At 66.8% G+C, this 24001-nt stretch carries 2 protein-coding genes; both read right to left on the reverse strand.

The features are described 5' to 3' along the window. Positions 1-2: 2 nt before the first annotated feature. Positions 3-11321 (reverse strand): non-ribosomal peptide synthetase, encoded by an 11319-nt coding sequence (locus tag B2J77_RS11100; RefSeq protein ID WP_078478650.1) that lies wholly within the window; start codon positions 11319-11321, stop codon positions 3-5. Further along, a complete protein-coding gene (locus tag B2J77_RS21900) occupies positions 11318-23986 on the reverse strand; it encodes an amino acid adenylation domain-containing protein (protein WP_416231925.1) in 12669 nt (4222 codons plus the stop codon). The genes B2J77_RS11100 and B2J77_RS21900 overlap by 4 nt, the downstream gene beginning before the upstream one ends. Positions 23987-24001 lie beyond the last annotated feature (15 nt).

The following is a 24001-nucleotide window of genomic DNA, read 5'->3' on the forward strand; positions in this document are numbered from 1 at the left end:
GGCTACTGAGCGACCTGGGCCTGAGCAAGTGCCTGACCGTCATGCCACCAGGCGGCCAGGCTGAACACATGCGGCACCTTGAGGATGCTGAAATGGTCGCCCGGCGCCTTCCACACCTTCAGTTCAGGCAACAACTGTTCCCAGCGTTGCTGCATGAGACGGTGCTCGGCAGCATTACCTTCAGTGTCGAGTCCCGGATCGTCCACCAGCACCAACCCTGCCGGGCCGGTGTACGGCAGCTCGGGGTGGTAGGCCGTGCGCAGCGCCGCCCCAAAGGTGCGCACCGTGCCGTCGAGCACACGCGTACTGGACCTGGCAGGCAGCAGTCCTGAACGCACCATGGCCGCGTGCAGCTGGTGCTGTTGCTGATCGTCGCTGGCCTGGGCAAACGCCACCCGGTCCAGGCCAAGGGGTTTGCCGGTGGACATTTCCAACGCATCGATCAGGCGCAGCAGCGTCTGGGTGAAGGTATGGGGCTGGCCGCAGGTGCTCCCCGGGCCTGGGCCTTCGCTGTCGATCAACGTCAAGGACCGCACTTGACGCCCTTTGGCCTCAAAGCGCGCGGCCATGGCATGGGCCACCCAGCCTCCGAACGAGTGCCCCACCAAGTTCAGCGGGCCCTCGGGATAGGCCGCTTCGATCGCCTGCACATGGCACGCTGCTGCAGCCTCGACGCAGCTGTGCGGCAGCGACAGGCCATCCAGGCCTCGGGCCTGCAAGCCTTGCACAGGCCACTGCGGGCCCAGGGCCTCGGCCAGGCCGATGAAGCTGGTCACACTGTCGCCGGCACCGGCCACACAAAACACGGGCGCGTGCCCGGCAGTACCGGTCTGGATGGCCACGGGGGCCAAGGGCGCTGGTACAGGCGTAACGGCAGCAGTTGCCAGGACCTGCGTCAGCACCTGGCCAACGGTAGTCACGTGAGGCGCCTGCATCAGGCTGCGGTGGTCCCCCGGAACGGTGTGGGTCACCAGTACCTGGGTCGGCAACGCCGTACGCCAGCCAAGGCCCTCTGGCACCTCGTCAGCCTCTGCGGCGCAGAGCAGGTGCACCGGCACATCCACGGACGCTGGGCGGTAATGGGCCAACGCATGGCCATGGGCGAGCTCGCGGCAGAAATAATGCCGCAGGTCCGCGTCCGTCATGCTGGCCCATAGGCCGTAAAGCACCTCGTGCTCACGGCAGCTTGCCACCAGGGTCGCGAAGTCGGCCTGGTCCTGCTCCAGGCGCGCGAGCAGCGCCCGCTTGGCGTCGCCTGCCTCACCCTTGGTTTGCCAGTACGCCGTGCAGTTGAGCAGCAACTGCCGCTCCAAGGCATACGGGCCTTCCCAGCGTGCCTTGCCCTGGTCGGCCAGGCGCGGTGCGTAGGTGTCGATCAACCCCACGAACGCCACCTGTTCATCGGCGCCGCGCAGCTGATTGGCCATCTCCAAGGCCAGCACACCGCCGAACGACCACCCGGCCAGACGGTAGGGCCCATGGGGTTGTACGGTGCGCATCTGCGTGATCTGGTAGCGCGCCAGGCATTCCAGCGTGGGCAGCTGCGGGGCACCATCGGGTACGCCCGGCAGGCCGTGAATGGCAAAGTCGCCCCCTATCTGCTGGGCAAGCACGGGGAAGTAGAAGTCCAGCCCGGAAAATTCATGCACAAGGAACAGCGGCGCCTGGGCAGTACCCGGCCGGACCGTGATGACGGTCGGTACCGCGGGCGCCTGCCGTTCCACCAGCCTGGCGAGCATTGCCACCGTTGGGCGCTGGAAGACGTCATTGAGCGCCGCGGGCACCCCGGCTTTGTGCAGGCGGTCCACCAGGCGAATGGCGGCCAGCGAGTGACCGCCCAACTCGAAGAAGTTGTCATGGCGGCCCACCTCATCGACCTCGAGCAACTCGCGCCAAAGGCTCGCGACTAGCTGCTCGACGTCCCCGCAAGGGGCTTCGAAGGGGCGCTGCTGCACTTCGGGCGCTGGCAACGCCTTGCGATCAAGCTTGCCGTTAGGGCCCAGCGGAAGCGCGGCCAGGTGGATGAATTGCGCCGGAACCATGAACCCGGGCAAGCGCGCCATCAAGATGGCCCGCAACGCCTCGGGGGCCAGACGCTGGCCCGTGTAGTACGCAACCAGGTGCTGGTCGCAGGCGAGCACGACCGCTTCCTTGACGGTGTCCACGGCCGTCATCGCCGCCTGGATTTCACCCAGTTCGATGCGCAGACCATGAAGCTTGACCTGATCGTCGTTACGGCCCAGGTATTCAAGGTTGCCGTCCGCCAGGTGCCGCGCCAGGTCGCCCGTACGGTACAGCCGCCCGCCTGGGCGCTGGCCGAAGGGGTCATCCACGAAGCGCTCGGCGGTCAGTTCGGGTCGGTTCAGGTAACCGCGGGCCACCTGTACGCCACCGATGTACAGCTCACCCGCCACGCCTTGGGGCACCGGCTGGCCTTGCTCGTCCAGTACGTAGAGGGTGGTGTTGGCGATGGGTTTGCCGATGGGGGTGTTGTCGGGTGCGGTCACACAGTGCCAGGCACTCACATCCACCGCGGCTTCGGTCGGGCCGTAGAGGTTGTGCAGCTCCACGTCTGGCAGTTGTTGGTGGAAACGACGCACCAAGCTGCCCGGCAATGCTTCGCCGCTGCACACCACCCGTTTGAGCGAAGGCGCGGACCAGCCTGATTCCATGGCCGAGAGGAATACGTCCAGCATCGACGGCACGAAGTGCAGCGTGCTGACACCTTCGGCCTCGATAGCCCGTTGTAGGTACTGCGGGTCGCGATGCCCACCGGGCCGGGCCATGACCAGTTTTGCACCGGTCTGCAAGGGCCACAGCAGCTCCCAGACCGAAACGTCGAAGCTGAACGGGGTCTTCTGCAGCACGACGTCGTCAGCATCCAGCGCGTAGGCGTCCTGCATCCACAGCAGGCGGTTGACCACGCCGGCGTGCTCGTTCATCACCCCTTTGGGCAGGCCGGTAGAGCCTGAGGTGTAGATGACGTACGCCAGGTGCTGCGCGGTGAGCCCTGGCACATGCGGGTTGTCGGCAGGAAGTTCGAAGCTCAAAGGCGCGTCCAGATCGATCACGACGCCGTGCTCAGGCACATGCCGGGTCGCCGCGTGCACCAGCACCGCTACCGGGTCGCTGTCGGTGAGCATGTAGCGAATACGTTCTGCCGGGTAGTCCGGATCGACCGGCACATAAGCGCCGCCTGCCTTCAGAATCCCCAGCAGGCCCACCATCATCGACAAGCCGCGTTCGACGCAGATCGCCACGCGATCGTCGGGTTTCACACCCAGCGTGATCAGGTGGTGAGCCAGGCGGTTGGCCTGGGCGTTGAGTTGCTCGAAGGTCAGCTCCCCCTCCTCGGCACTGACGGCGACGGCCTGGGGTGTGCGCTGCGCCTGGGCCTCGATCAGCGCGTGCAGGGTACAGTCCAGGTCATGGTCGGTGCTGGTCGCGTTGAAGGCGTGCAGCACCCGCTCACGTTCTTCGGCAGCCAACAGGTCGATGTCCGCGACGGTAGCCTGGTCGCTGGTCGCAAAGACTTGCAGTACGCGCTGCAGGTAACCGGCGAAGCGTGCGATTGTGGCGCGGTCGAACAGCGCGGTGGCATACACGATGCCACCGGCAAAGCAGCCGGCCCGCTCACCCATGCTCAAGCTCAGGTCGAACTTGGCCACTGCGGCCTCGGCAGCCATGGCGCTGACGTGCAAGTCCGCAAACGCAGGGGCCCGGTGCCCGGTGTTGGCATCCCAGTCCAGTGTTGCCTGATACAGCGGCGTATGCCCAAGGCTTCGACGCGGGCGCAACAGCTCCACCACCTGTTCGAACGGAACATCCTGATGGGCCTGGGCCTCCAGCACCACGGCCTTGGCCTGGGCCAACAACGCAGACACCTGCGGGCGGCCCGACAGGTCAAGGCGCAGGGCCAGGGCATTGACGAACATGCCTACCATTCCCTGGACCTGGCTCTGCCGTCGATTGGCGACCGGCGAGCCGATGACCACATCCTGCTGCCCGGACAGCCGAGCGAGCAGTGCTGCCCACGCTGCCGTGAACAGCATGAACGGTGTGACGCCATGGCGTGTGCACACAGCCTTGAGGGCTTCGCTTAACGGCAGGTCGAGCTGCACCTGGACGCTGTCGCCGGCGTATTGCTGGCGCTCCGGACGAGGCCGGTCCCACGGCAGAGTGAGCAGCGCAGGCGAGCCGTGGAGCTGCTTGCGCCAATAGTCGGCCTGGGCATGCAGCGCCGAACCGTTGAGCCAGCGCTGCTGCCACTGGGCATAATCGAGGTACTGCACCCCAAGCGCGGGCAGCGGGTCGGGGGCGCCCGTAGCGAAAGCCTGGTAGAGCGCCGCCAGCTCGCCAATCAGAATGCCCAGGGACCAGCCATCGGCCACCAGGTGGTGAACGACCAGTAGCAGCGCGTGGCGGTCATCACTGAGCTCAAGCACATGAGCGCGCACCGGCAAATCCTGGTCTAAGGCAAAGGGCCGCGCCGCCTCGGCGCGGGCCCAGGCTTGCAACGCAGGCGTATCCAGCCCGCAGGCCTGGTGCCACTGCACGGTGAAGGCGCCGGTATCGGTTGCCAGCGCCACATACGGTTCCCCGTCATGCTCATGGAAGTGGCTGCGCAGGCTTTCATGACGGGCCACCAGCGCCCGCAGGCTGCGCTCCAGCGCCTGGCGGTGCAGGCGCCCTTGCAGGTGCAGCGCCACCGGAATGTGATACGCAGCACTGGCTTCACCCATCTGGGTCAGGAACCACAGGCGCTGCTGGGCCAGGGAAAGCGGCAGGCGCCCTTCACGTGGCATCGGCTCCAGAGCGGGTAAGGCTTGCACGCTGGCCTGCAAGGTGGCCGCCACCGCGGCCAGGCAGTCGTCGGCGAACAGGTCGGCCAACGCCAGTTCGCAGCCCATCTGTTCGCGCACCTGGGCCAGCATGCGCATGGCCAGCAAGGAGTGCCCGCCCTGCTCGAAGAAACGGTCCTGCCGGCCGACGGTGTTGAGCCCAAGCAGATCGGCCCAGATTCGCGCCAGGTCTGACTCATGCCCAGCCCGAGGGGCCTCGAACGCCACCGTCGACAGATCCTGTAGCCCCGGGGGCGGCAGCGCCGTCCGATCGACCTTGCCGTTGTTGTTCAGCGGCATCCGCGCCAGAGGCACGAATGCCGAAGGTACCATGTAGTCGGGTAGTCGGACGCGCAGGTAATCGCGCAGCCCCGTGCCATCGAGTTCCTCGCTACGGCGCGTGTACCAGGCGACCAGTCGGTGGGGCCCGTGGGCCTGCTCGATGGCCATGACCAGCACCTCCCCGATGCCGGGTGCCTGCGCCAGCACTTGCTCGATTTCGCCTGGCTCAATGCGGAAGCCGCGGATTTTCACCTGATCGTCGTTACGCCCCAGGCATTCGAGCTGGCCGTCGGCATTCCAGCGCACCAGGTCGCCGGTGCGGTAAAGACGGGCCCCCGCCTGCTGGCCGAAGGGGTTTTCGACGAAACGCTGTGCGGTCAGGTCGGGCCGATTCAGATAACCCAGGGCCACACCGTCACCGCCCACATACAATTCACCGACCACGCCCTGTGGCACCGGACGCTGCCACGCATCAAGCACGTACACCTGGGTGTTGCCGATGGGGCGACCAATAGGGACCTGGTTTGCCTGCGGCGCCAGCGCGTGAACTTCGCAGGTGACAGCGAAGGTGGTGGTTTCGGTAGGGCCATAGGCATTGATCAGGCGCAGGCCAGGTGCTTGGGTCAAAAGTGCGCGGAACGCGGCCGGCTCGGCCCGCTCACCGCCGCTGATCAGCACCCGCAGCCCGGCCAGTGCCTGGGGCATCAGCTGTACATACTGGTTGAACAGCGCAGTGGTCAGGAACAGCACCGTAATGGCCTGGTCATGCAGCGCGCAGGCAAAACGCTCAGGGTCGACCAGCGTGGCGTGGTCGATCACCTGCACCTGGCCGCCGTTGAGCAACGCACCCCAGACCTCGAAGGTGCTGGCATCGAACGCCGGATTGGAGACCAAGCCCAGGCGGTCATTGGGGCCCAGTTCGACATAGCCGTTGTCCACCACCAGCCGCACGATGCCACGGTGCGGCACGCACACACCCTTGGGTTGGCCGGTGGTGCCGGAGGTGTACATCACGTAGGCGGTGCTGTCGGCGGTCGCTGCCAGGCCCAGGTCATCATCCGTCCAGCCTGCAAGCTGCAAGGCATCGAGGTCGATGCGTCGGGCGTCCAGGTGTGCGTTGATCGTGGCCATTGTCAGCACCAGGCTGGCATGGCAGTCCTGCACCATGAACGCCTGGCGTTCGGCAGGTGCGTGCAGGTCAAGCGGCACATAGCTGGCCGCACATTTGAGCACGGCCAACTGGGCCACCAGCAACGAGAACGAGCGCGGCAGCAGCAGCGCCACCTGCGCATCTGGCCTGACGCCCTGGTCAACCAGGTACCGTGCCAGGCGGTTGGCCTGACGGTTGAGCTCGCCATAACGCAGGACCTGCTCGCCATGCACAGCGGCGATGGCCGCGGGGTGCTCGGCCGCGCGTCGCTCGAACAGGTGCGTCACGCTGCACTCACGGGGGCAGGCGGTTTGCGTCTGGTTCAGCGCGAATAACAGGTGATCACGCTCGCGGGCGTCCAACAGGTCCACCTGGGCCAAGGGTTGCTGGTCATCGGCCGTCATCGCCCAGAGCAGCCGCTCGAAGTAACCCAGGTAGCGGCACACCGTCGCCTCATCGAACAGCGCTGTGGCGTAGTCCAGGCTGCCAATCAGGCAGTCGCCCTGTTCTCCCAGGTTCAAAGTCAGGTCGAACTTGGCCACGGCGCTGGCCTGGTTGACGGCCTCCAGATGCAAGCCGGCCAACGCCAGCGCTGCACCCTCGGTTGCCTGCCAGTTCAAGCTGACCTGGAACACGGGCGTATGGCTCAGGCTGCGCGCCGGGCGCAGCACTTCCACCACGTGCTCGAACGGCACGTCCTGGTGGGCCTGGGCCTGCAGAACCCGGTCGCGTACCTGGCCCATCAAGGCCTGTGCGGTCGGTGCTGCACTTGGGTCGATGCGCACGGCCAGCGTATTGACGAACAGCCCGACCAAGGGTTCGAGTTCGGCGCGCCCGCGTCCTGCGACCGGGCAGCCGATTATCACCTCAGGCTGTCCGGCCAGGCGCGCCAGCAGCGCTGACCAGGCTGCCAGCACTGTCATGTACAGGGTCGCACCGTGTTGATGGGCCAAAGTGCGCAGCGCCGCCGAGAGACGCGGCGACAGGTGCACCGGCACGCTGGCACCGGCCAGGTCCTGACGCGCCGGGCGTGGCCGGTCGGTGGGCAGGCTGATCAGCGCCGGGGCACCCTCCAGCGTCTGGTGCCAGTAATCGAGCTGCTGTTGCAGGCGTTCGCCCGTCAGCCATCGACGCTGCCACAGGGCGTAATCGGTGTACTGCAGGGCCAGCGCGGGGAGCGGGTCATCCCGGCCCTCACGCAATGCGGCGTAGAGCAGGTTCAACTCGTGGGTCATCACGCCCAGGGACCAACCATCGGCCACGATATGGTGCATGGTCATGGCCAGTACATGGTGCTGCTCGCCCAGGCGCAACACGTGCGCCTGCACCAGGGGCCCGCAGGCCAGGTCGAAGGGGGCCCGGGCAAGCACCTGAAGCCGGGCGGGCAAGGCCTCGGGCGTTACTGCCTCGCGTTGCAACCAGCCCCTCTGCGGCACGGGGCAAATGACCACCTCGGCGCTGTCCGCCACGGCCTTGAACTGGCTACGCAGCACCGGGTGGCGCTCCAGCAGGCGCAGCAGGGCTGCTTCCAGCGCATCGACATCCAGCGCACCGCGCAGGCCAAGGGCCAGGGGAACGTTGTAGGCCTGGCTGCCACCCTCCAGCTGTGCCAGGAACCATAGGCGCTGCTGGGCGAAGGACATGGGCAAGGGCTGCCCTGGCGCTACCGCCACGATGGGCGGCACCTCGCTGCGCCCAGCCTTCTCCAGGTGCCTGGCCACGCTGGCCAGTTGCGGGGCGGCAAACAGTGCCGCCAGGCTCAGCTCAGCCCCCAGGCGTACGCGCACCTGGGAAACCATGCGCATGGCCAACAGCGAATGCCCACCCAGGCGAAAGAAGTCGTCATGCCGCCCGACCCGCTCCACGTGCAGCAGCTCTGCCCACAGCTGGGCCAGGGCCTGCTCGAGCTCGCCCACCGGCGCTTCGAAACCCACCTCGAAAAGCGCTGAGCGCTCCGGTGCCGGCAGTGCGCGCCGGTCAAGTTTGCCGTTGGCGGTCAGGGGTAGCGCTGGCAAGGCGATGAAGGCTACCGGGACCATGTATTCAGGCAGATGGGCCTGCAATTGCGCGCGCAGACCGTCAGGTTCGAGCGGTACCACGTCGGGTTTGGCCGTGTAGTAAGCCACCAGGCGTGGGTGCCCGGGCTGATCTTCGCGGGCGATGACCACCGCCTCGTCGATACCTGCCAGGGCCGCCAGGCGGCTCTCGATCTCGCCGGGCTCGATGCGCAAGCCGCGGATCTTGACCTGGTCATCGTTGCGGCCCAGGTACTCCAGGGAGCCGTCGGCAAGCCAGCGCACCAAATCGCCTGAGCGGTACATGCGGGCACTGGCCGAGGTTGCGAACGGGTCTTGCACGAAGCGCTCGGCTGTCAGTTGCGGGCGGTTCAGGTAACCACGGGCAACCCCGGCACCGCCGATGTACAGCTCGCCAGGCACGCCCAGCGGCACCGGTTGCCGGCGCGCGTCGAGCACGTAGAGCCGGGCATTGTCCACCGGTTTGCCAATGTGCAGGGTGCTGCCGGCCTGCACGGCGCCGGAGCTTGCCACGACCGTGGTTTCGGTGGGGCCATAATTGTTCACCACGGTGAAGCGCTGGGTACGGTTGAACTGGCGCAAGCGGTCACCGCCAATCAGCAGGGTGCGCAGCGTGGGGTGTTCCAGGTGGTGGTTGAAGGCGTATTCGGCCACGGGCGTGGGCAAGAAGCTCACATCCAGCGGCTGCGCCTGCCACCAGGCAAGCATGGCATCCAGGTCGTCGCTGGCGCCGCTCGTCGGGGCCAGGTGCACGGTTGCGCCGGTGCACAGCGCCGGCCAGATCTCCCAGGCCATGGCATCAAAGCCGAACCCGGCAAGGCTCGAGGTATGCCGACCTGGGCCCAGGCCGAAGGCGCGACAATGCCAGTCCACCAGGTTGTTCACCGTCAGGTGCTCGACCATCACCCCTTTCGGTTCACCGGTCGAGCCGGAGGTGTAGATCACATAGGCCAGGTGCCGAGGGGTTAGGCCTTTGACGATAGGATCGTCGTGCCGGGCCGGCCAGTCGGGCTGGTCCAGCAGCAGCACTGGCCGTTCGCTATGACCGACCCGTGGCAGCAGCGCCCGTTGCGTCAGCACCGCCACCGGGGCGCTGTCTTCAAGCAGGTAGCGCACACGCTCGTCAGGATGGGCAGCATCGACAGGCACGTAGCCTGCCCCTGCCTTGAGCACCGCCAACAGGCCCACCAGCGTCTCCAGGCCGCGCCGGGCAAGCACAGCCACGCGGTCATCCGGTCGCACCCCCAGAGCGATCAGGTGATGGGCCAGGGCATTGGCCTGCAGGTTGAGCTGGCCATAGTTCAACTGACGTTCGCCAAAGGTTACCGCCACCGCATCCGGGCAGTGCTGGGCGCGCTGCTCGATACGCTGGTGCAGCGTATGCTGCTGGTCATAGTCGCCGTGGCAGGCATTGAAGTTGTCCAGCAGCCACTGACGCTCGGCCTCCGGCAACATGGGCAGGTCGAGTACCGCCGCCTGCGGCGCGCGCAACAAGCTCTCAAGAGTCTGCTGCAGATAGGCGCAAACACGTGGCGCCGGTACCTGGGCATCGGCCAGCAAGGTCAGGCGCAACCCCTCGCCCAAATCGTCGACACTCAAGGTCAATGGGTAGTTGGTGGCTTCGACCGAGTCGATGATGTCGATGCCGGCCAATGCTGCCCGGCGCGGCTCAGCCGGGCCGACGGCGCTGTGCCGGTAATTGAGCAGGCTATTGAACAGCGGCGCGGGTGCGGCCACGCCGCTGCACCGTTGGGCCAGCGCCAGTGGCGCGTGTTCATGGCGCATCAAGGCGGTCAGTCGCTTGTGGGTCGCGTGGATAGCGCTTTCAAGGTTCGCTGCCGCCAGGTCCACCCGCAATGGCAAGGTGTTGATGAAGATGCCCAAGGCCCGGTCGGTCCCTTGCGCGCCGAGCAAGCGCCCCATCAGCACCGTGCCGAACACCACCTGATCGTGCCCGGTCAGCCCGCCCAGCACGCGCCCCCAGGCCAGGTGGAACAGGCTGGCAACGCTTACCCCCAGGGTGCGGGCATGGCTGCGCAAACCCTGGCACAGCGCCAGCGGCAAGTCGAGTTGATGCTCTTCATGCACCGGGTCGCCCCCCTGTACCTGGGCAAGCCCGTAGGCCAGGGTCGGCTCGTCGATGTCGCCGAGCATGTCGCGGAAAAAAGCTTCGTGCTCGGCCTGGCTGACGCCAAGCACGGCTTGAGCCACGTAGTCGCGAAACGGTACCGCGGCCCCAAGCTGCTCGCTGTTGCCGGTCAGAAAGGCGATCAGCTCCTGCCGCACCACGTCCAGTGCACTGTGGTCCAGGGCGATGTGATGGAACTGCAAGGTGGCATGCAGCGTGCCGTCGGGCTGGGTGGGCTCGCGCAGCAGGCGGATCAGGGGTGCCTGGGTCAGGTCGATCCAGTCCCGTTCGGTCGCCGGGTCTGCCAGTGTCAGCACCGCCAGCTCGGCGTGCCGCCAGACCACCTGCAGGGGTTGGGCCAGGCCTTCCCAGTGCACCGACGTGCGCAATATGTCATGGCGGGCGATGACGCCGCGCAGCGCCTGCGCGAAAGCGTCGAAGCGTGCTTGGCTGGCAAAGGCGAAGCGCGCCTGCATCACATACGGGTCGTGGCCTTCGGCGCTGGCATGGTGGAACAGCATGCCCTGCTGCAGGGGCGCCAGCGGGTAGATGTCCTGCACGTTGGCCGCCCCACCCGGGATGGCCGCGACCACTTGATCCACGGTGGCCTGGTCCAGGGTCACCAGGTTGAGCATCGCCGCGTCGATGTGGGTGCTACCCGGTGCGATGAGGTTGGGCGGCACGGCCACCGGGCCGTGCTTGCGGGCCACGTACTCGCCGCGCTCGATCAGACTCACCAGCGCCGGTTTGTGGGCCCGCAACTGGGCCACCAGGGCGCCGTCGGTCAGTGCCTGTCGGTTGCCCTGCACCACCAGTTGGCCATCCTTGAGCGCCAGCTGCACGTCGTGGTCGGCCAATGTGGCCAGTAATTGGTTGATGCTCACAGGACGATCTCCATTCTGTCTGTGATGGCTGCGTAGCCTGCCAGTGTCGGTTGGTCGAACAGGGCCCGCACGTCGGCCTCAAGGCCTGCTTCGCGCAGCCTGGAAGTCAGGGTGACGGCCAGCAGCGAGTGCCCGCCCAGTTCGAAGAAGTTGTCGTGCCGCCCTACCCGCTCTACCTCCAGCAGCTCGCACCACAGTGCAGCCATCAGGGTTTCGGTTGGCCCTTCGGGCGCTTCGAACGGGCGCTGCGGCAGTGCGTCGGGTTCAGGCAAGGCCTTGCGGTCGAGCTTGCCGTTGGGGCTCAGCGGCAAGGTCTGAAGGTGCATGAACAGCGCCGGCACCATGAAGTCCGGCAATTGACGCAGCAAGGCTGCGCGAAGCGCGTCTACCGGTTGCTGGGAGCCGGTGTAGTAGGCAATCAAGCGCTGGTCGCGGGCGATGACCACGGCCTCCTTGATGCCCGCGACAGCCGTCATGGCTGCTTGAATTTCACCCAGTTCGATACGCAGCCCGCGCACCTTCACCTGGTCGTCGTTACGGCCCAGGTATTCGAGGTTGCCGTCCGGCAGGTGCCGTGCCAGGTCGCCGGTGCGGTACAGCCGCCCGCCTGGGCGCTGGCCGAAGGGGTCATCGACGAAGCGCTCGGCGGTCAGCTCGGGGCGGTTCAGGTAACCGCGGGCCACCTGTACGCCACCGATGTATAGCTCACCGGCCACGCCCTGCGGCACCGGCTGGCCTTGCTCATCCAGTACGTACAGGGTGGTATTGGCGATGGGTTTGCCGATTGGGGTGTTGTCGGGCGCGCTCACGCAGTGCCAGGCACTCACATCCACTGCGGCCTCGGTCGGGCCGTAGAGGTTGTGCAGCTCCACGTCTGGCAGTTGCTGGTGGAAGCGACGCACCAGGCTGCCCGGCAATGCTTCGCCGCTGCATACCACACGCTTGAGCGAAGGCGCGGACCAGCCTGATTCCATGGCGGACAAGAACACGTCCAGCATCGACGGCACGAAGTGCAGCGTGCTGACGCCTTCGGCTTCGATGGCCTGTTGCAGGTAGTGCGGGTCGCGATGCCCACCGGGCCTGGCCATGACCAGTTTTGCACCGGTCTGCAAGGGCCACAGCAACTCCCAAACCGAAACGTCGAAGCTGAACGGGGTCTTCTGCAGCACGACGTCGCCAGGCTCCAGGGCATAGGCATCCTGCATCCACAGCAGGCGGTTGACCACGCCGGCGTGCTCGTTCATCACCCCTTTGGGCAAGCCGGTTGAGCCCGAGGTATAGATCACATAGGCCAGATGCCGAGGGGTCAGCCCGGTCACCGACGCAGCGATAGCCGGGCAGTGTTGCCAGACGGGTGCATCCAGATCGATCAGGACCGGGTGTTCCGGCACATGGCGGGTTGCGCCATGCACAAGCACGGCCACGGGCGCGCTGTCGGTCAGCATGTGGCGCACACGCGCTGCCGGGTAGTCCGGGTCGACCGGCACATAAGCGCCGCCCGCCTTCAGGATCCCGAGCAGGCCCACCATCATCGACAAACCGCGTTCGACGCAGATCGCCACGCGATCATCAGGCTTCACACCCAGCCCGATCAGGTGATGAGCCAGGCGGTTGGCCTGGGCGTCGAGCTGCTCGAAGGTCAGCTCGCCTTCCTCGGCGCTCACCGCCACCGCCGTCGGCGTGCGTCGTACCTGGGCTTCGATCAGCCCGTGCAAGGTGTGGTCCAGGTCGTAGTCCCTGGCCGTGGCGTTGAACGCTGCCACTACCCGCTCGCGCTCTGCGGCTTCCAGCACTGGCAAGTGCTGCACGCCTTGATCAGGGGCTTGCTCAAGCGCCGTCACCAGCGCCTGCAACACGTGCTGCATCTGCCCGCAGATACGCGCTGCACCCACCGCAGCCGTGGTCGTGGCCACCAGGCGGAAGGCCTGGCCCACATCGTCCACGTTCAACCCCAGAGGGTAGTTGCTGCGTTCCTGGCTTTGGCCGATGGTAATGCCTGCGCTCGCCGCTTTCTGCCTGGCGCTGGCCTGGGTGCTGTGCCGGTAGTTGAGCATGGCGCTGAACAGCGGCTGCGGCGCGGCCACGCCACTGCAGCGTTGGGCCAGGGCCAACGAGGCATGCTCGTGGGCCAGCAGTTCGCTGAGCTGGCGATGGGCTGCGCGCGCCGCGGCCTCGACGGGCATACCCGCCAGGTCGATGCGCAGCGGCAAGGTATTGATGAACATGCCCAAGGCCCGTTCGGCCCCTTCGCCGCCCTGCAGACGGCCCAGCAACACGGTGCCGAACACCACCGTGCCCTGCCCTGTGGCTGCACTCAACAGACGTGCCCAGCCCAGGTGGAACAGGCTTGCGGCGCTGATGCCCAGGCGGCGTGCCTGGCTGCGCAAGCGGTCGGCCAGTGCATCATCAAGCCACAGCGTGGCGTCTTCCAGCGCCTGGCCATTGCCCTGCACATCACTCAGGCCAAACGGCAAGGTGGGTTCATCAACCGCGCCCAGCTGCGCCCGGAAGAACGCTTCGTGCTCGTCCTGGCTCATGCCCAGACGCGCCTGGGCCACATAATTGCGGTAAGGCACCGGCGCCTGGTCAGGCGCGTCATCGCCCTGCAGGTAGGCGATCAGCTCCTGCGCCACCACTTCCATGGCCGTGTGGTCCATCACGATGTGATGGAACTGCAACGTGGCCTGCACCTGCTGGTCAGTGCCTACCGGGCCGACCACCAGGCGCATCAGCGGTGCCTGGCCAAGGTCGAACGCCGGTGGTGGCCCGCCCACGGCGTCCTGCGCCGATAGCACGGCCAGCGAAGCTTGGCGCAGCACCACCTGCACAGGTTGGGGCAAGCCCTGCCAGAAAATGGCCGTGCGCAGCACATCGTGTCGGGCGATGACCTTGTTCAATGCCGCCACGAAGGTGTCCAGATGCCCACGGGTATCGAAGACGAAGCGGGACTCCAGCACATAGGGGTCGTGGCCGTCGGCACTGACATGGTGATAGAGAATGCCTTCCTGCAACGGCGCCAGTGGATAGATGTCCTGGACGTTGCCGGTGCCGCCTGGCACCTGGGCGACGATGCGCGCGATGGCGCCCTCATCGAGCGTAATCAACGGCAGCATCGCCGGGGTGATCTGCTCGCAGCCGGGGGCGATCAGGTTGGCCGGCACCGTGACCGCGCGCGCCTGGCCCAGGGTACTGGCCAGCGCCGCGATGGTCGGCTTGCCGAACAAGGTGCGGACATCGACCTGCAGCCCTTCGCGGCGCAGCCGCGCGGTGAGGTTGACGGCCAGCAAGGAGTGCCCGCCCAGCTCGAAGAAGTTGTCGTGACGACCGACCTGCTCGACGCCGAGCAGATCAGCCCAGGCCTGGGCCAGCGCGGTTTCTACCGGGCCTTGGGGTGGCTCATGGTCCTCGCCGGCCCGGTGCAGCATGGCAGGCTCGGGCAGCGCCCTGCGGTCGAGCTTGCCATGGCTGGTCAAGGGCAGCACATCCAGACGTGTGAAGGCCTGCGGCACCAGGTGCATGGGCAGGCTGGCCAGCATGGCCTGACGCAGCGCGTCGACGTTGACCGGCGCGGTTTCGGTGAACCAGGCCAGCAGCCGGTCATCGCGTACCAGCACCACGGCATCGCCAACCCCCGGCTGGGCAGCCAGCGTGCATTCGATCTCGCCCAGTTCCACACGCACGCCGCGCACCTTGACCTGGTCATCGTTGCGGCCCAGGTACTCCAGGGTGCCGTCCGCTCGCCAGCGCACCAGGTCGCCACTGCGGTACATGCGCGCATTGGCTTGGGGGCTGTACGGGTCGGGCAGGAAGCGGTCGTGGGTCAAGGTCTCACGGTCGAAGTAGCCGCGTGCCACACCTGCCCCACCGATGTACAACTCGCCCACCGCGCCCAATGGCACCAGTTGGCGATAGGCATCCAGCACGTAGACGCGGGTGTTGGCGATCGGCTTGCCGATGTGCAGCGGCGCGCCCGCGGTCAGGGCCCCGGCGGTGGCAACCACCGTGGCTTCGGTCGGCCCGTAGTTATTGACCACCGTGAAGCCTGGATCACGCTCGAACTGACGCAGACGGTCACCGCCGATCAGCAAGGTCTGCAAGGTCGGGTGCTGGTGCTCGCGGCGCAGCGCCTGCTCGGCCACCGGGGTAGGCAGGAAGCTCACCGCCAGCGGTTGTTGCAGCCACCAGTCGAGCAGCTCATCCACGTGCTCGGCCCCGATGTGCGCGGGGGGCACGTGCAACACAGCCCCGGCGCACAGGGCCGGCCAGACCTCCCAGGCCACGGCGTCGAAACCGAAGCCTGCAACGGTGCTGGTGTGGGTTCCCGCCCCTACGCCAAAGGCGTCGCAGTGCCAATGCACCAGGTTGGCCAGGGTGGCATGTTCGACCATCACCCCCTTGGGCTGCCCGGTGGAGCCGGAGGTGTAGACCACATAGGCCAGCTGGTGCGCATCGAGCCCGGCCACGCAGGGATTGACGTGCGATTCGCCCTGCCAGCCGTCCTGGTCCACGACTGTGCAATGCACAGGGCCCATCCGGCCTTGGTTGACATGATCGACCAGCACCGTTTTCGGGGCGCTGTCACCGAGCAGGTAGGCGATGCGCTCATCGGGATAAGCCGGGTCGATCGGCACATAGGCCGCCCCGCACTTGAGCACGGCCAGCAGGCCAATGAGCCGCTGCGGGTTGCGCGGCAAGCACAGGGCAACGCGGTCGCCCAGGCCTACGCCCTGTTGAATCAGGAAATGCGCCAGGCGGTTGGCGCTGCGGTTGAGTTCGCCATAGCTCAGCACACATCCGTCCTGCACCAGCGCAGCCCCTTGTGGCGCGCGGTCCGCCTGGGCTTCGATCAGCCCATGCACGGTCTGCCCTTGAGGGTAGGCTTTGTGGGTGGCGTTGAAGGCGTGCAACAGCTGCGCCTGCGCTGGAGCGCCAAGCACCGGCAGCAGGGCCACCGGCAGGCCCGTTCCAGAGGCTGCGCCTGGCTGACGCAACTGCTCAAGCGTGGCCACAAGGCCCGTCAACACCTGGTTCATGGCACTGGCCACCTGCGCAGCGTCAATCCCGGCCTGGGCCAGCACACTCAAGCTGAAGGCTTCGCCTAGATCATCGACGCTCAAGGTCAGCGGGTAGTTGCTGCGCTCTTCGCCCCCGAGCAGACGCACGCCCTGCATGGCCCCGGTGTGGCTGCCGTCCGCGGCGCTGCTGTGGCGGTAGTTGAACAAGGCACTGAACAGCGGCAGCGAGCCGGCCACCCCACTGCATCGCTGGGCCAGCGCGAGGGGCGCGTGCTCGTGCATCAGCAGCGCGCTCAGACGCTGGTGAGTGGTGCGCACGGCTTCGACCAGCGGCACGGACAGGTCGATACGCAGCGGCAAGGTATTGATGAACACCCCCAGCGCCCGGTCGGCCCCTTCGCCGCCGTGCAGGCGGCCCATCAACACGGTGCCGAAGACCACGTCACTGCGGTTGGCCAGTGCGCCCAGCACCCGCGCCCAGGCCAGGTGCGCCAGGCTGGCGACGCTCACCCCCAGGTGCCGCGCTTGCTCACGCAACCCTCCGGCCACGCGGGCATCGACGCCCAGGCGCGCCTCCTCGATGGCATGCCCTTCGCCTTGCACGTCGGCCAGGCCCAGCGGCAAGGTCGGTTCGTCCACATCGCCCAGCATCTGCCGGAAGAACGCCTCGTGCCCCGCCTCGTCGTCCCCGAGCCGGGCCTGGGCCACGTAGTTTCGATACGGCACCGGCGCCGTCAGGGTGTCCCCCTGCCCGGTCATCAGCGCTTGCATCTCGCTGGCGATGACTTCCATGGCAGTGTGGTCCAGGGCCAGGTGGTGGAACTGTAAAATGGCCACCACGCGCAGGTTGCGCGGATCGGGCGCGTAAACCAGGCGCATCATCGGCGCCTGCGCCAGGTCCAGGCGCTGCTGGCGGGCATCGAAGCGCGCCTGCAAGGCGTGCAGCACGTCGGCCTCGTCCAGCCCGTCGACGGCGCTGACCGCCATCTGCGCTTTACGCCATACCACCTGCACCGGTTGCGCCAGGCCTTCGCTGATCACGGCGGTGCGCAGAATGTCGTGGCGGTCGATCACCTGTTGCAACGCCGCTACCCAGTGCTGCAGATGCGCCAGGCTGTTGAAGGCCAGGCGCGATTGCAGCAGGTACGGGTCGCCCTGCTGGGCACTCAGGTGATGGAACAGAATGCCTTGCTGCAGCGGGGCCAGGGGGTAGATTTCCTGCACGTTGGCCGCCCCACCAGGCACGCTGGCCACGATGTGGTCGATGCTGCCCTGATCAAGCGCGATCAGGCTGAGCATCTGCGGCGTGATGCGCTCGGCGTGCGCTGGCACGCGGTTGTCAGGCACTTGCAGGTCGCGGTCCTGGCCCACGGCGGCGGCCAGGGCTGCCAGGGTGGGCTGGGCAAACAGCACACGCACGTCGGCGCCCAGGCCGGCCTTGCGCATCCGCTCGACCAGGGTCACGGCCAGCAGCGAGTGCCCGCCCAGTTCGAAAAAGTGATCATGCCGACCGACGCGCTCGACCTTGAGCACCTCGGCCCAGAGGCTCGCCAAGGCCACCTCGACCTCGCCCTGCGGGGGTTCGAAGCCACGGGTCAGCACCGCGTCGAGACCAGGCGCCGGCAAGCCACGGCGATCAAGCTTGCCATTGGCCGTGAGGGGCAATGCCTGAAGCTGGACGTACGCGGCCGGCAGCATGTAGTCGGGCAACTGCGTCTGCAACCTGGCGTGCAGGTCGGCGATCAGGGGCACAGTAGCGTGGGCAGTGAAGTAGGCCACCAGCCGTTTGTCGCCCGGCTGATCTTCGCGCAGCAGCACGACGGCTTCCCGCACGCCGTCGCATTCGGCCAGGCGCGTCTCGATTTCACCCAGCTCGATGCGGAAACCACGCAGCTTGACCTGCTGGTCGGCGCGGCCCAGGTAGCGCAGGGTACCGTCTGGTTGCCAGGCCACCAGGTCGCCACTGCGGTACAGCCGATCCTGCGGCCGGCCGCTGAACGGATCGGCGATGAAGCGCTCGGCCGTCAGCGCGGGCTGGCCCAGGTAACCCAGGGCTACACCGTCACCGCCGATGTACAACTCGCCGACGGCCCCCACGGGCAGAAGTTGCTGGTGAGTGTCCAGCACGTAGCAGCGGGTGTTGCCGATCGGCCGGCCTATGGGCAGGCTGCCCGCCTCGACACGGGTCATCTCGAAGGTGGTGGTAAAGGTCGTGGCTTCGGTTGGCCCGTAGCCGTTTAGCAGGTGTGCCGGGGCACCGTCACGCAGCACCCGGGCCACGACATGCGGGTCCAGCACGTCACCACCGACCATCAGGTAGCGCAGGCGTGCAAAGGCTGGCAGCAAGGCTTCGGCAAATTGATGGAACAGGCCGGCGGTGAGCCACAACACGCTCACCTGCTGGTTCAGCAATGCATCGCGCAGCTTGTCGCGCGCCAGCACCTGGTCCTGATCGATGACCACCACCACGCCGCCGTTGAGCAGCGGCGCCCACACTTCGAGGGTGCTGGCGTCGAATGCCGGGTTCGAGGCGAAGGCGACACGGTCCTGGGCGGTGAACGCCGCAAAACCGTTGTTGATGACCAAACGGGCAATGGCCCGATGGGGCACCTGCACGCCCTTTGCCGCCCCGGTGGAGCCGGAGGTATACATCACGTAGGCCGCGCGCTGGGCTGAAACCTCGGTGTGCGGCGCCTGGGCCGGCTGATCGGTCAGATCACAGCGGTCCAGGTCGATGCGTACGGCACAGGGCGGCGCGGGCTCGTGGCTCAACGTCAGCAGCACGGCTGCCCCGCTGTCTTGCACCATATAGGCCTGGCGCTCCACGGGCGCATAACTGTCCAGCGGCACGTAGACGGCGCCGCAGGCACTGACGGCCAGTTGCGCCGCCAACAGGTCGAAGCTACGCGGTAACAGCAGCGCCACGCTGTCCCCCGGCATCACGCCCAGGTCCAGCAGGTGGTGCGCGAGACGGTTGGCATGCCGTTCGAGCTGGGCATACGTCCATTGCTGCTCGCCATGCACCACGGCGCAGGCACTGGGCGCACGGTGAGCCTGTGCGCTGAACAATGCATGCAGCGGTTGGTCCCGTGGATAGTCGCGCGCGGTGGCGTTGAAGCCGTCGAGCACCCGTTCGCGTTCGCCAGCCGGTAGCTGCGAAACCTGCCACAACGGGGTACCGGGCGCCTGTTCCAAGGCCTGCGCCAGTTGGCCAAGCGCATGGGCCAGCAGCGTGCAGACCTGCTGGCCATCGACCTGGGCCACGGCCTGCACGGTAAGTGCCATTGCATCGCCCACATCGTCTACGTTGACCACCAGCGGATAGTTGCTGCGCTCCACCGCCGCCACCTGCTCGATGCCGTTCCAGGCCTGGCTCAAGCCCTGCTGGGCCGGTGCGCTGTGGCGGAAGTTCAGCAGGCTGGTGAACAGTGCTTGTGAAGCCGGCACCGCACTGCAGCGCTGGGCCAAGGCCAAGGATGCCTGCTCGTGGGCCAGCAGGCTGGCGAGGCGCTGATGAGTCAGGCGCACGCCATCGGCGACACCCGCCGCGCCTGCGCTGACGCGCAGCGGCAAGGTATTGATGAACATGCCCAAGGCACGCTCGGCGCCTGCGCCGCCCTGCAGGCGGCCGAGCAGGACAGTGCCGAACACCACCTCCTCGCGGCCGCTGAGCTGCGACAACACCTGCGCCCACCCCTGGTGCACCAGGCTGGCCAGGCTCACGCCCAGTCGGCGCGCTTGTTCGCGCAACTGCACGACCACCTCGCCTTCGATCCACTGACGCGTCTCGAACACCTCGCCCGTACCTGTATCGGCGTTGTGCAGGCCGAACACGACAGTTGGCTCGTCGATGTCGCCCAACAACTCACGGAACAGCGTTTCGTCTGCCTGCGGATCGGCGCCAAGGCGTGCCTGGGCCACGTAGTTACGGTAGGGCGTGCTGGCGTGCAGCACTGGCTGGCCTTGCAGCACAGTGGTGATTTCCGCCACCAGCTGCTCGACCGCCGCATGGTCGAGGATGATGTGGTGGATGAACAGCGTTGCCTGCACCTGTTGCCCAGAGGACGCTTGCACCAGGCGCACCAGCGGCGCCTGGGTGAGCTTCAGCCCCTCGCCAGGGATGGCAAGTTGGCTGGCCAGCGCAGGGGTGTTGCGCCATACCACCTGCACGGGTTCTTCGAGCGCGTGCCAATGGATGCTGGTGCGCAGGATGTCATGGCGAGCGATGACCACGTCCAGGGCAGCGGCAAAAGCGTCCAGCTGCGCCTGGTCGGGGAAGCTGAAGCGGGCCTGCAGCACATAGGGGTCGCGGTCTTCGCAGGTCAGGTGGTGATAAAGAATGCCCTGCTGCAAGGGCGCCAGGCCATAGATGTCCTGGATGTTCTCGACCCCGCCGGGTATCTGCGCCACCAGCGTGTCGATGGCCGCTTGCGAAAGGTCCGCCAGCGGCAACAGCTCAGGTGTGATACGGGTGCAGTCAGGCGTGATCAGGTTTTCCGGCACGACGACGCTGCGCTGACTAACCAGCGCGGCAGCCAGGGCTTGCAACGTCGGCTGACCGAACAACACTCGAATGTCGGCTTGCAGCCCGCGTTCCCGCAGGCGCGCCGTCAGGGTGACCGCCAGCAGCGAATGGCCGCCCAGCTCGAAGAAGTTGTCTTGTCGGCCCACGCGGTCCACGCCCAACAGGTCGCCCCAGAGCGCGGCCAGCAAGGTTTCGGTCTCGCCCAGTGGTGCTTCGAAGGCGCGTTCCTGGGTCACGTCAGGGGCAGGCAAGGCCTTGCGGTCGAGCTTGCCGTTGGGGCTCAGCGGCAAGGCCTGCAGGTGCATGAACAGCGCCGGCACCATGAAGTCCGGCAATTGACGCAGCAAGGCTGCGCGAAGCGCGTCTACCGGTTGCTGGGAGCCGGTGTAGTAGGCAATCAAGCGCTGGTCGCGGGCGATGACCACGGCCTCCTTGATGCCCGCGACAGCCGTCATGGCTGCTTGAATTTCACCCAGTTCGATACGCAGCCCGCGCACTTTCACCTGGTCGTCGTTACGGCCCAGGTATTCGAGGTTGCCGTCCGGCAGGTGCCGTGCCAGGTCGCCGGTGCGGTACAGCCGCCCGCCTGGGCGCTGGCCGAAGGGGTCATCGACGAAGCGCTCGGCGGTCAGCTCGGGGCGGTTCAGGTAACCGCGGGCGACCTGTACGCCACCGATGTATAGCTCACCGGCCACGCCCTGCGGCACCGGCTGGCCTTGCTCGTCCAGTACGTAGAGGGTGGTGTTGGCGATGGGTTTGCCGATTGGGGTGTTGTCGGGTGCGCTGACGCAGTGCCAGGCACTCACATCCACCGCGGCTTCGGTCGGGCCGTAGAGGTTGTGCAGCTCCACGTCTGGCAGTTGTTGGTGGAAACGACGCACCAAGCTGCCCGGCAATGCTTCGCCGCTGCACACCACCCGTTTGAGCGAAGGCGCGGACCAGCCTGATTCCATGGCCGAGAGGAATACGTCCAGCATCGACGGCACGAAGTGCAGCGTGCTGACACCTTCGGCCTCGATAGCCCGTTGTAGGTACTGCGGGTCGCGATGCCCACCGGGCCGGGCCATGACCAGTTTCGCACCGGTCTGCAAGGGCCACAGCAGCTCCCAGACCGAAACGTCGAAGCTGAACGGGGTCTTCTGCAGCACGACGTCGTCAGCATCCAGCGCGTAGGCGTCCTGCATCCACAGCAGGCGGTTGACCACGCCGGCGTGCTCGTTCATCACCCCTTTGGGCAGGCCGGTAGAGCCTGAGGTGTAGATGACGTACGCCAGGTGCTGCGCGGTGAGCCCTGGCACATGCGGGTTGTCGGCAGGTAGTTCGAGGCTCAAAGGCGCGTCCAGATCGATCACGACGCCGTGCTCAGGCACATGCCTGGTCGCCGCGTGCACCAGTACCGCTACCGGCGCGCTGTCGGTGAGCATGTGGCGGATACGTTCTGCCGGGTAGTCCGGATCGACCGGCACATAAGCGCCGCCCGCCTTCAGGATCCCGAGCAAGCCCACCATCATCGACAAGCCGCGTTCGACACAGATCGCCACGCGATCGTCGGGTTTCACACCCAGCGCGATCAGGTGGTGAGCCAGGCGGTTGGCCTGGGCGTTGAGCTGCTCGAAGGTCAGCTCGCCCTCCTCGGCACTGACGGCGACAGCCTGCGGGGTGCGCTGTACCTGATCCTCGATCAGTCGATGCAGCGTGTGATCGAGCCCGTAGGCCTTTTCGGTAGCGTTAAAACCTACTAGCACGCGCTCACGCTCATGGCTCTCGAGCACGGGCAATTGCTGCACGGGCAGCGTCGGGGTGCGGTCAAGCCCGCTCAGCAGCGCTTGCAGCACCTGCTGCACCTGCCCACAGATGCGCTGCGCGCCGATCTGGGAAGGTACGGTAGCCACCAGTCGGAACGCGTCGCCCAGATCATCCACGTTCAGGCTCAGGGGGTAATTGGTGCGCTCCTGCCCGTCCACCACCTCGATGCCCGCCCAGCCTTCGCCGCGATCGGCGCCCGGCTGGGTGCCATGGCGGTAGTTGAGCATGGCGCTGAACAACGGCTGCGGCGCCGCGACGCCACTGCAACGCTGTGCCAACGCAAGCGAAGCATGCTCATGGGCCAACAGGTCGCTGAGCCGCTGATGCACGGCCTTGGCCGCCTCCACCAGGCCGATGGCCTCCAGGTCCACGCGCAATGGCAAGGTGTTGATGAACATGCCCAGCGCCCGTTCGGACCCTTCACCGCCCTGCAGGCGCCCCAGCAGCACGGTGCCGAACACCACGCACGATCTGCCACTGGCAGCCCCGAGCAGGCGGGCCCAGGCCAAATGGAACAACGAAGCAACGCTGATGCCCAGGCGCCGCGCCTGTTGGCGCAAGCCGGCAGACAGGGCCTCGGGCAAGACCTGCTTGGCCTCATCCAGGTCGCGGCCGTCGCCTTGCACGTCATCCAGGCCATAGGGCAAGGTCGGCTCATCGATGTCACCCAGCTGCGCGGTGAAGAACGCCTCATGGGCGAGCTGATCGACCCCTAGCCTGGCCTGGGCCACGTAATTGCGGTAAGGCACCGCAGCATGAGCCGGTACGGGGGCACCACTAAGCAGGGCCGTCAGCTCTTCGCCCACTACCTCCAGCGCCGTGTGGTCCAACACGATGTGGTGGAAGTGTAAGCTGGCCTCGATGCCGTCCTGCCCCTGGCTGTACACCAGTCGCAGCAGCGGGGCCCGTGCCAGGTCAAGGTTGGCAGTGGCCGACAGGTCAGCTACGGCGTCCACGCTCAGGCGAGCCTGGCGCACCACCACCTGCACCGCTTGCGGCAGCCCTTCCCAGAAGATCGCCGTGCGCAATACATCGTGGCGGGCGATGACCTGGTCCAGTGCAGCGGCGAAGGCCTGCAGCCGTTGCCTGTCGCTCAAACGCAGGCGCGTATGCAGCACGTAGGGGTCATGCTCGGCCGACAGGTGATGGTAGAGGATGCCTTCCTGCAACGGCGCCAGGGGGTAGATGTCCTGCACGTTGGGCGCACCGCCCGGTACCTGCGAGACGATCCGCCCGATGGCGGCCTGGTCCAGCTCGATCAGGCTGAGCATGTCGGGGGTGATGTGCGAGCAGTTCGCCGGGATGCGGTTTTCGGGCACCTGGACCTGGCGGCT

The organism is Pseudomonas parafulva (genome assembly GCF_002021815.1).
GTDB classification, from domain to species: domain Bacteria; phylum Pseudomonadota; class Gammaproteobacteria; order Pseudomonadales; family Pseudomonadaceae; genus Aquipseudomonas; species Aquipseudomonas parafulva_B.